A 10,245-nucleotide genomic window follows, 5' to 3' on the forward strand; every position below is an offset into this window, starting at 1 on the left:
ATGACTAATATCAGCTTAACTGATACTATCAATCTGTTGAAACGTGCCAATGACAGCGGTATAAAGATTATATACGACGAAGGTGAACTGGTGGTGCAAATGCATAGAAACAGCGAAGTAGATCCCGCGTTGCTGAAAGAGCTGAAGCTCAACAAACCGCATCTGATCGATTATTTTCAGCAGCATACAAAAAGTAATACAGATATACCGCTTACGGTGCACCGGCCCTCGGGGCCGGTGCCGTTGTCGTTCAACCAGGAGCGCCTGTGGTTTATTGATCAGATGGAAGGAAGCGTGCCCTATCATATCAATGTACTGCTGCGCTTACAGGGCATCCTCGAAAAAGATAAGCTGACAGGTGCTTTGCAGGAAATTGTGAACCGGCATGAAGTATTGCGTACCGTAATAGCATCCACCGACGGTGTGCCTCATCAGCAATTGCTTGAACGGAATAAATGGACATTGGATATGGCAGATATTCCCGGTATAGCAGATGATGCGGACAGGCTGAAGGAATATGTGAAAAGTAGTATTGAAAAACCATTCGATCTTTCCGGTGATCATATGTTAAGGGCGCGTTTGATTGTGCTGGCGGAAGAAGAGTACCTGCTTGTACTCACGCTTCATCATATTGCCGCAGATGGTTGGTCGGCAGGCATTATCGTGGAAGAACTGATAGAGCTGTATAATGCGGCGGTTCAAAACCGGATGCCACAGTTGCGGAAGCTGGGGATACAATATGCAGATTATGCCATGTGGCAACGTGGTTTCCTGAAAGAAGAGATGCTGGAACGGAAACTGGACTATTGGAAAAAGAAGCTGGCGGATGTTGCCACCCTACAGCTGCCCACAGATCACCCCCGTCCGCTGCAGCCGGGTTTCCGGGGACGTGAATACCACTTCGACATTGATAAGGCGGTGACAGACCAGTTGAAAGCGCTTTCCCAGCAGGAGGGGGCCACACTGTTTATGACGTTGCTGGCTGTTTTTAAGGTGTTGTTACACCGCTATACTTTGCAGGAAGATATTTGTGTGGGCAGTCCTATAGCAGGAAGGTCCCTCCGGCAGTTGGAAGGATTGATCGGATTTTTTGTGAATACCCTGGCATTGCGTACCGAAGTACTACCAGGTATGCTTTTCACAACACTGCTGAAAAATGTAAAAGACACTACGTTGGCGGCTTACGACCATCAGGATGTGCCGCTTGAGAAAATAGTGGAGGCGGTGGTGAGAGAACGGGATGTAAGTGTAAACCCGTTGTTCCAGGTGTTGTTTATCTTGCAGAATACGCCTCCCGTACCAGATATACGCCTGAGCGGTCTTCGTATTTCCCCGGAGCCGCTGGAATCAGATACGGCCAAGTTTGATCTGACCTTTTTATTGCAGGAGGAGGCAGGTGAACTGCATGCCTGCATAGAATATTGCACAGATCTTTTCGAGGAGGCGACCGTTGAACGGATGGGCCGTCATTTCCGGCAGCTGTTGTATGCGGTGGCGGCTGAGCCATCCGCTACAGTGGCAGCGTTACCGATGCTGGAGGACGCAGAGCAGCAGCGACTGTTGTTTGACTTCAATGCCACCACTGCGGAGTATCCTTCTGCTGCCACTATACCGGACCTTTTCCGGAAGCAGGTTGCGCTTCACCCGGAAGCACCGGCAGTAGTATTCGGAGATACTATGCTTACCTATGCTGCGCTGGACGAACGGTCTGATGTACTGGCGGGCTATCTCCGGAATAAGGGCGTTGCCACCGAAACGCTGGTGCCTGTATGTATGCATCGCGCCCCTGATATGATTGTGATACTGTTGGCGATCCTGAAGGCGGGTGGTGCTTATGCGCCCATAGATCCTGATTATCCGGATGACCGTGTCCGTTATATCCTGTCGGACCTGGGAGGACCGTTGCTGATCACCGTCAGTGACCAAAGCACCCGGCTGGCATCACTGCTGTCGGGCCAGGAGATAGTGTGCATAGACACGCTGGCGGATATTCCTGCCGCCGGAGATCTCACATCGGTGGATGTGCATGCAGAAAACCTGGCGTATGTAATGTATACCTCCGGTTCTACCGGCCGTCCTAAAGGTGTGCTGGTAGAGCATCGTAATGTCACCAGCCTGGTATGTAATGCCAATTATATTTCACTCACGCCGGCAGATGCTATCCTGTCGGCCGGATCTGTCTCTTTTGATGCGACGACCTTTGAATACTGGGGCATGCTGCTCAATGGCGGCCGCCTGGTATTGAGCCGGGAACATGAGTTGCTGGACGTGTCTGTATTGAAAGAAGAGCTGCAAGGCAAAGGCGTAAATAAGATGTTCTTTACGACCAGCTGGTTCAATCAGTTGGTAGATACCGATATCACTCTTTTTTCGGGTTTAAAGGTGATCCTGACGGGAGGAGAGAAGCTGTCAGAAAAGCATGTGGAGAAATTACAGGCCGCATACCCATCGATAACGGTGAGTAATATCTATGGGCCGACGGAAAACACCACCTTCTCCCTGAGTTACCGTATCAACGGGAATGGTCTGCGCGCGGTTACACCGATAGGATTGCCGCTGTCCAACAGAACGGCATATATCCTGGATGCTTCGCAGCAACCGGTGCCTTTCGGAGTGACCGGAGAGTTGTATGTGGGTGGCGCCGGAGTGGCACGTGGCTACCTGAACAGCCCGGACCTGACATGCAGCCGTTTCCTGCCGTCCCCTTTTGTGGAAGGAGAACGTATTTACCGGACCGGCGACCTGGCCCGCCGGGAAGCAGATGGTCACATCACTTTCATGGGCCGCACTGATGACCAGGTGAAGATCCGTGGCTACCGCATAGAGCCGGGAGAAATAGAAAGTGTATTGCAGGAGCTGGCCGGTGTAAAACAGGTATTGGTAACTGTGCGTACCTATACGGGAACCGGGAAACAGTTGGTGGCTTACATCGTGCCGGCTGAAGATTACAGCCAGGAACATATTAGGGCTTCCCTCAGACAGCGGCTCCCGGAGTACATGCAACCTTCTTTTATCGTTGAGCTGGATGGCTTTCCGTTAAATGCCAATGGGAAGGTAGATAAAGGGTTGTTACCATCGCCTGATGCGGGTACGGGAAGCCAACGGGTTTATGTTGCGGCCTCCGGTCCATTGGAGACGTTACTGGTGGGTGTATGGGAGGAATTGCTGGGTATTGGCCGTATAGGCGTTCATGATAATTTCTTTCAGCTGGGAGGTCATTCGCTACTGGCGATGCGCGAAGCTGCGGTATTGCGCAGCCGCCTGCAGGTAGAAGTTCCCATCAGATCATTATTTCAGTATCCGACTATAGCGGAGCTGGCGGCTTTTATAAACGGGTTGACGCGGGAGAGCGGGTTACCCGTCATTAGTACAGGTGAGCGTCCTGACTATATACCGCTCTCGTTTAACCAGGAACGCCTGTGGTTCATTGATCAGCTCAGTGGAAGCGTGCAGTTTCATATGCCGGCGATCCTGAAGCTGAACGGACAACTGAATATCCCTGCGCTGGAACAGGCGTTACGCGAGATTGTGAACAGACATGAAATATTACGTACCGTCGTAATGGTTGCAGACGGCCGGCCCTATCAGCACATCAAAGCGCCGGACAACTGGCGGCTGACGGTCATAAACGGCGAGGTGAGTGATGAAGATATCAACAACTGGACCACTATGCCGTTTGATCTCTCCAAAGATGATATGCTACGCGGAATGCTGGTTTGTGCTCCCGCAGGAGAATATACCCTGGTGCTTACCCTGCATCATATTGCCGGTGATGGATGGTCTGCCGGAATATTAATCAACGAATTATCATCGTTATATAACGCTATTGTTTCCGGTGCGGAAGCCGGTCTGGCGCCGTTGCCGGTACAATATGCGGATTATGCGGTGTGGCAACGTAATGTATTGACAGATGATGCGCTGGGGCACAAGCTGGCGTACTGGAAGCGGCAGTTGCAGGATACCTCGCTGTTGCAGGTGCCGGCCGATTTCCGGCGGTCTGCCGTTCAAAGCATTGATGGCGCCACTTTCCAATATGTACTGGATAAAACCTTGTCATCAAAAATAAAGCAGTTGTCAAATGATCAGGGTGTTTCACTGTTTATGACTTTGCAGGCAGCGTTTAAAGTATTATTATACCGGTATTGCGGACAAACAGACATTTGTGTAGGGTGCTCCGCCGCCGGCCGGCAGCAACAGGAGTTAGAAGGACTGATCGGATTCTTCATCAATACACTGGCGCTTCGCAGTGATCTGTCAGGAGCGCCTGCCTTTACAACTTTTCTGCAGCAGGTGAAACAAACTACGCTGGAAGCCTTCGAACACCAGGAGGTGCCTTTTGAAAAAGTGGTGGAAGCGGTAGTAAAGGAAAGGGATACCACCCGTAACCCTATCTTCCAGGTGCTGTTTGGCATGCCTAATATGCCGGCAGGACCGGCGCTTCATCTCAGAGAGCTGAGCCTGTCTGCTGCCCCGGTAGTGCGTAATACCACGCAGTTTGATATTAACTGGTCTGTGATGGAGGCCGCGGGAGAACTACATTTGAGTATAGAATATCGTAGCGATTTGTTTCTGCCGGATACTATCCGGCGTATGGTAATGTCCTATGAACTTTTGCTGGAAGCTATTGCAAACGATCCAGTGTCAGGTGTTGATGTGTTGCCGCTGTTGACGAAGGAGGAAGAATACCAACTGCTGCATGTCTTCAATGATACTGCGGCGCCTGTACCCCGTGCTGCCACAGTGGTGCATCTGTTGGAAGCGCAGGCACTGCGTAACCCGGATGGTACCGCGGTGATCTCTGCTACCGGAAAAGTTAGCTATAGGGAGCTGAAGGAGGCGGCCGACAAGTTGGCCGCATTTTTACGGCATCAACACAATATAAAGCCGGGCATGCTGGTGCCACTGTGCTTTGAGCGGGGAAGTGATATGATCATGGCTATATGGGCCATTATGAAAGCAGGGGCTGCTTATGTTCCCGTGGACCCTGCATTTCCGGCAGAACGCATCCGGCATATACTGGAGGATACACGTGCGACCGTGATCGTATGCAGTGAAGAAGGAGCCGGTGTTTTGCCGGATGTTAATGTGGAGATTGTCATTACGTCACGGGTAGATACTGCCGGAGAAGTGCCGCTGACGAATTATCCCGGTAGTGAGGACCTTGCCTACATTATTTACACTTCCGGCAGTACGGGTATGCCCAAAGGTGTAATGATCACGCACAACAACCTTTTGCATTATCTCTGTAATAACAAGACGGCTTATGTTGCTGAGGGAGGTACCGCTACAGGTAGTTTTATACACCTGTCCTATACTTTCGATGCAGCTGTAACCGCGCTCTTTATGCCGCTTATATCCGGGAAACCGGTAGTGATAAGTGCAGCCCCGCAGACGATGGTATTTGAAGATGAGTTGCTATGGAAGTATGCGCCTTATGACTTTATTAAATTAACTCCGGCGCACCTGCCTTTGCTGGAAGAAGCTATGCAACGCCGTCAGTTGGCCTGCCCGGCGTCAACGCTTGTAATAGGAGGGGAAGCGCTATTGCCCGGACATGTGGCTTTTCTGAACGGACTGCATGTAACGATTGTAAATGAGTATGGACCTACGGAAGCAACAGTAGGCTGTAACACTTATTCGTTCCGGCCGCAGGAAGGACAGGTCATCAATATAGGTAAACCTGTGGATAATATACAATTATATCTGCTGGATGCCCGTCATCAGCTGGTGCCAGTTGGTGTGACCGGCGAAATATGCATCGGAGGTGCGGGGGTGGCCCAGGGATATCTTCGTCGCCCCGAACTCACTGCAGAGAGGTTCACGGATAATCCTTTTCACGGTGGAAAAATGTACCACACAGGTGATCTGGGCCGTTGGTTGCCCGATGGCAATATGGAATACCTTGGACGTATGGATGACCAGGTAAAGATCCGCGGCTACCGCATAGAGCCAGCGGAAATAGCGCATGTGCTGCAGACATCTCCGCTGGTTAAACAAGCCATTGTCGTTACACAGGAGCAACAACTTATAGCTTATGTAGTGCCGGCGGGTGATTTCGATGATGACGGGATAATGACCTGGTTGAAACAATTTTTGCCAGGGTATATGATACCGGAACATCTCATTCCGCTGGAAACCATTCCTCTCACCAACAATGGAAAGATAGACAGGAATGCACTGCCGAAAGCGGTTAGCATACAGGAAGCGGATACCTATGCGCCGCCTCAGACACCTTTGCAGTTGTCGCTCGCAGCGATATGGGAAAACCTGCTGGAGGTGGAACGGGTAGGGATATACGACAATTTCTTTAACCTGGGAGGGCATTCGCTGCTGACCATTAAGCTGATAGCAGGCATTCGCAAAACGCTGAAAAAGACAGTTACTATTACGGACGTTTTTGATCATCCCACCATTGCCGGTTTGTCTGCCTTACTGGAGAAACAGGCGGTAAATACTGCAACGGCGCACACCAGGCATTTGTTGCCCCTCAATCATAACAGGGAGGGCGCGCCTTTGTTTATACTTCCCGGTTCTGGTGGTACGAGTGAAGGCTACGGAGAACTGGCCGCTGTACTGGATAAAAACTTTGCGGTGTATGGTTTGCAGATGACAGGGATTTATGAAGATGAACAACTGTTGGAAAGCATGGAAAAGATCGCTGAACAACACATTTCCTGGATAAAGGAAGTACAACCTGTTGGACCCTACCGGTTTGTAGGGCATTCGTTCGGTTGTTTCGTTGCCTTTGAAATGATCCGTCAGTTGGAACTGAAGGGAGAGGAAGTGGCTTTTGCTGTTTTTCTGGATACACCACCAGATGCAAGGAAGGATATACAGCAGCAGCATTTGAATGAACAGTTGTTATCCGGGCTGCAACAATTCCTGGAGGAGCATGAACTTATTACGGTGCCTTATCCCAATTGGATCAACGAGCTGAGGGCAGCAACTGTTAATTGTTCACTGGTCGAAACAGTGACGAAGATGAAGGCGGCAGTCAGGGAGCATGTGCCTGATAACAGCGGTATGTTGTCACTGGCTTTCCGCGTACTGGACCTGGAATTGAACAGCGTCCGGATACCTTATACATTAAAAAGCAGTCTGACGGCTCCTTTGCTGGTCGTGGGGGCAGATGGCGGAACATATACTGCTGATAATATGCTTGGATGGAAACCATATGCGCCGGAACTAACACTGATGCAGTCGCCGGGCGATCATCATACGCTGGTTAAATCACCTTATGTATCTGCCCTGGCGGAAAAAATACTTTCATATTGTCACCATCATAAAATAAAATAGCCGCTATGAAATTTGTCCGATTATCCCTTTGGCTGTCCCTGTGTTTGTATATGAATTTTGCCGGAGCTGGCGTCCCGGCCTATCACTCAAAAAAAGCAGATATCCTCTGGGATACCTATGGCGTGCCGCACATTTATGGGAAGAATATCAGCGCCATGTATTATGCGTTTGGATGGGCACAGATGCATAACCATGGTAATCTGCTGCTTCGTTTATATGGTATTGCCCGTGGCCGTTCTGCTGAGTATTGGGGCGCTGAATTCGCATCCGCTGATAAAAAGATAAGGCTCTTTAAAGTACCGGAACTTGGTAAAGAGGCTTATGCAAAGCAAGGGCATGAAATGAAAAAATACATTGATGCGTTTGCTGCTGGTATCAACGACTATGCAGCTGCCTATCCCCAGATGATTGCAGCGCCATTTAAAGAAGTACTGCCGGTTACGGGTGAAGACATAATGGCACATGCCGTCCGTGTTTTTTTTCTGGAATTCCTGGCGGCAGAAGACAATGCGGCACTCAATCCGATATTAACCCCCGGCTCCAACGCGTATGCTGTTGGCCGGTCCAGGTCAGCTTCCGGTAATGCTATGTTGCTGGCCAATCCGCATCTGCCATGGTTTGATTTCTATACTTTTTTTGAAGCACATCTGCAGGCACCGGGGTTTCATGCCTATGGCGCTTCGCTGGTAGGCATGCCTGTATTGACGATTGCATTTAATGAACATCTTGGATGGACACATACTGTAAATACTATTGATGCAACAGACCGATATGCTTATACGCTTAAAGATAACGGTTATCAGGTAGACAGTGCCACCGTGCCTTTTAAGTATGACACGACGATTGTTCAGATACGACAGCCTGATTGTACGGTGAGATTTGATACAACGGTCCTTCAGTATGCGGGTGATGAACCGGTGCTGGGCGTAAAGAATAATAAAGCTTATACCATCAAAATAGCAGGACTGGATAGTGCCGGCTTCTTTTATGAATGGCACATGATGGCCAAAGCTGCTGATCGCCGTGAATTTGAGACAGCGTTGCGACGGATGCAGTTGCCGTTGTTCAATGTGATCTATGCAGATAGGGCCGGCAATATTGGATATTTTTTCGGTGGCAGCGTTCCGGTACGTTCCTCTGGCGATTGGGATTTCTGGCATGGCACGGTTGACGGCAGCCAGTCAAAGAACTACTGGAGCCAGACACATCGTTATAACGATATGCCAAAGTTATTTAACCCCCGTACCGGCTTCATACAAAATGCCAACGATCCCCCGTGGTATTGTACTTACCCGCCGGTATTGTCTCCTTCAGCTTATCCGTCGTACATGTCGCCCGTTAGTATGGCATTTCGTCCGCAGCGCGCTGTGAATATGATCAGAAATAACTTTTCTGTAACGTTTGATGACCTGGTGAAGTATAAGCTAAATACCGGCGTGGAGGTGGCAGACAGGTTTCTTGATGAACTGCTGGCTGCAATAGAAAAATTTCCTGATCCGGCAGCGCAGGCGGCAGCCGGTGTGCTGCGGAACTGGGACCGCACCACAGACAGCGCGAGCATCGGCGGAATTCTGTTTATCAACTGGTTTGCCAAACTGGATGATACCATGTTTAAATTACCCTGGGATCCGGCACATCCCACGGAAACGCCTGCTGGGCTGAAGGACTCGGCAACTGCAGTAAAGCTGTTATCAGTTGCTACCATGGAGATCTATAATATGTTCGGGTCGTTACAAGTGCCTTGGGGAGCGCTGTTCCGTTTTCGTGCAGGCGCATACGACTATCCCGCCAACGGAGGTCCCGGTAATTTCGGTATCTATCGTACCATGGAATTTATGCCGGATACTGACGGTAGAATGCGGGCAGTGGCTGGCGATACTTATGTGGCTGCGGTGGAATTCGGGAGGAAAATTAAAGCCCGTGTGTTGCTCAGCTATGGTAATGCTTCTCAGCCTGGGAGCCGGCATATTGGAGACCAGTTGCAGTTGTTGTCGCGGAAACAGCTGCGCACGCCCTGGATAGAGCGGCGGGATATTATGCAACACCTGGAGAAAACGGAACGCCTCGGTCATTGACCGGGGCTGGTTTAATATTACGTGAGGCAGTGATGGTTTTACAACTGCAAATTTGGCGCAGTAGACTTCGCAAAAGCGTATATGGTATAGGGTTACATAGAGAAATACAGGAGGCGCTTATAAAAACTTCCGTGTTTTGCTGCCGGAAATAAATCATTTGCACAAAATAAATGTTCGCTTATACGGATATAACCATGCTGTTATGAAAAATCGTTTTCCATCCTGATATCATGGCTGGTGAGTCGGTAAATTACTCCGGAATCTCCTTCCGTGAGTCCAATTTTTTTTGTCTAGTTATGAAATTTATTTACCTTCATACCGCGATTTTAGTTCAAGACTAAAAGCATGTTAGTGCCAATTCCAAAACCCGATTAAATTAGTATTAAAAACTGCGGAACCTTGTTTTAAAAGCCTTTGGCTTGTGAGAAACTCTATCATTAAACCTTGATTTTTTTGCCGATGACCTTTTAGTTGGATTAAAAAGTCATGTGTGTTAGCAAAGGGAACAGCAGGCTAGTCGTGATCTTTTTATTGCAGATGCAGTAAAAGGATTGTTATGCATTGATTTTAGGATATCATACACCAGATACCGACACCTTGTGTGATGGCGCGCCTTTCTGTGCCTATAACAGGCTAACAGTGAATTTTTTGCTATTTATAAATACCCTAAGGACATGAATTCAAAATTACTATCCGGGACTTGTTTGTCCTGCCCATTCGTCTGACATGTCAGCGGCACAACGATTACCATCTCAATAAAAATATTCATTGACAACGTAATACGATTACCCGCGCAGACATTTTATTGCCTTTAACCTATGCCAACCGCTGTAGTCTGTTGGACAAGGATTCCTATTGCCTGTTGTAACAGACA

The 10,245-nt window shown here is 49.2% G+C and carries 2 protein-coding genes; both read left to right on the plus strand.

Translation table 11 applies throughout. The features are described 5' to 3' along the window. Positions 1–7,296, plus strand: a complete 7,296-nt coding sequence (locus B5D63_RS08955) for an amino acid adenylation domain-containing protein (protein WP_078668363.1) — start codon at positions 1–3, stop codon at positions 7,294–7,296. A gap of 5 nt (positions 7,297–7,301) precedes the next feature. After that, complete coding sequence (locus B5D63_RS08960; RefSeq protein WP_078668364.1) at positions 7,302–9,371, plus strand: penicillin acylase family protein; 2,070 nt, start codon at positions 7,302–7,304, stop codon at positions 9,369–9,371. The last annotated feature ends 874 nt before the right edge of the window (positions 9,372–10,245 follow it).

Source organism: Chitinophaga eiseniae, from assembly GCF_900167135.1.
Classification (GTDB): Bacteria; Bacteroidota; Bacteroidia; order Chitinophagales; family Chitinophagaceae; genus Chitinophaga; species Chitinophaga eiseniae.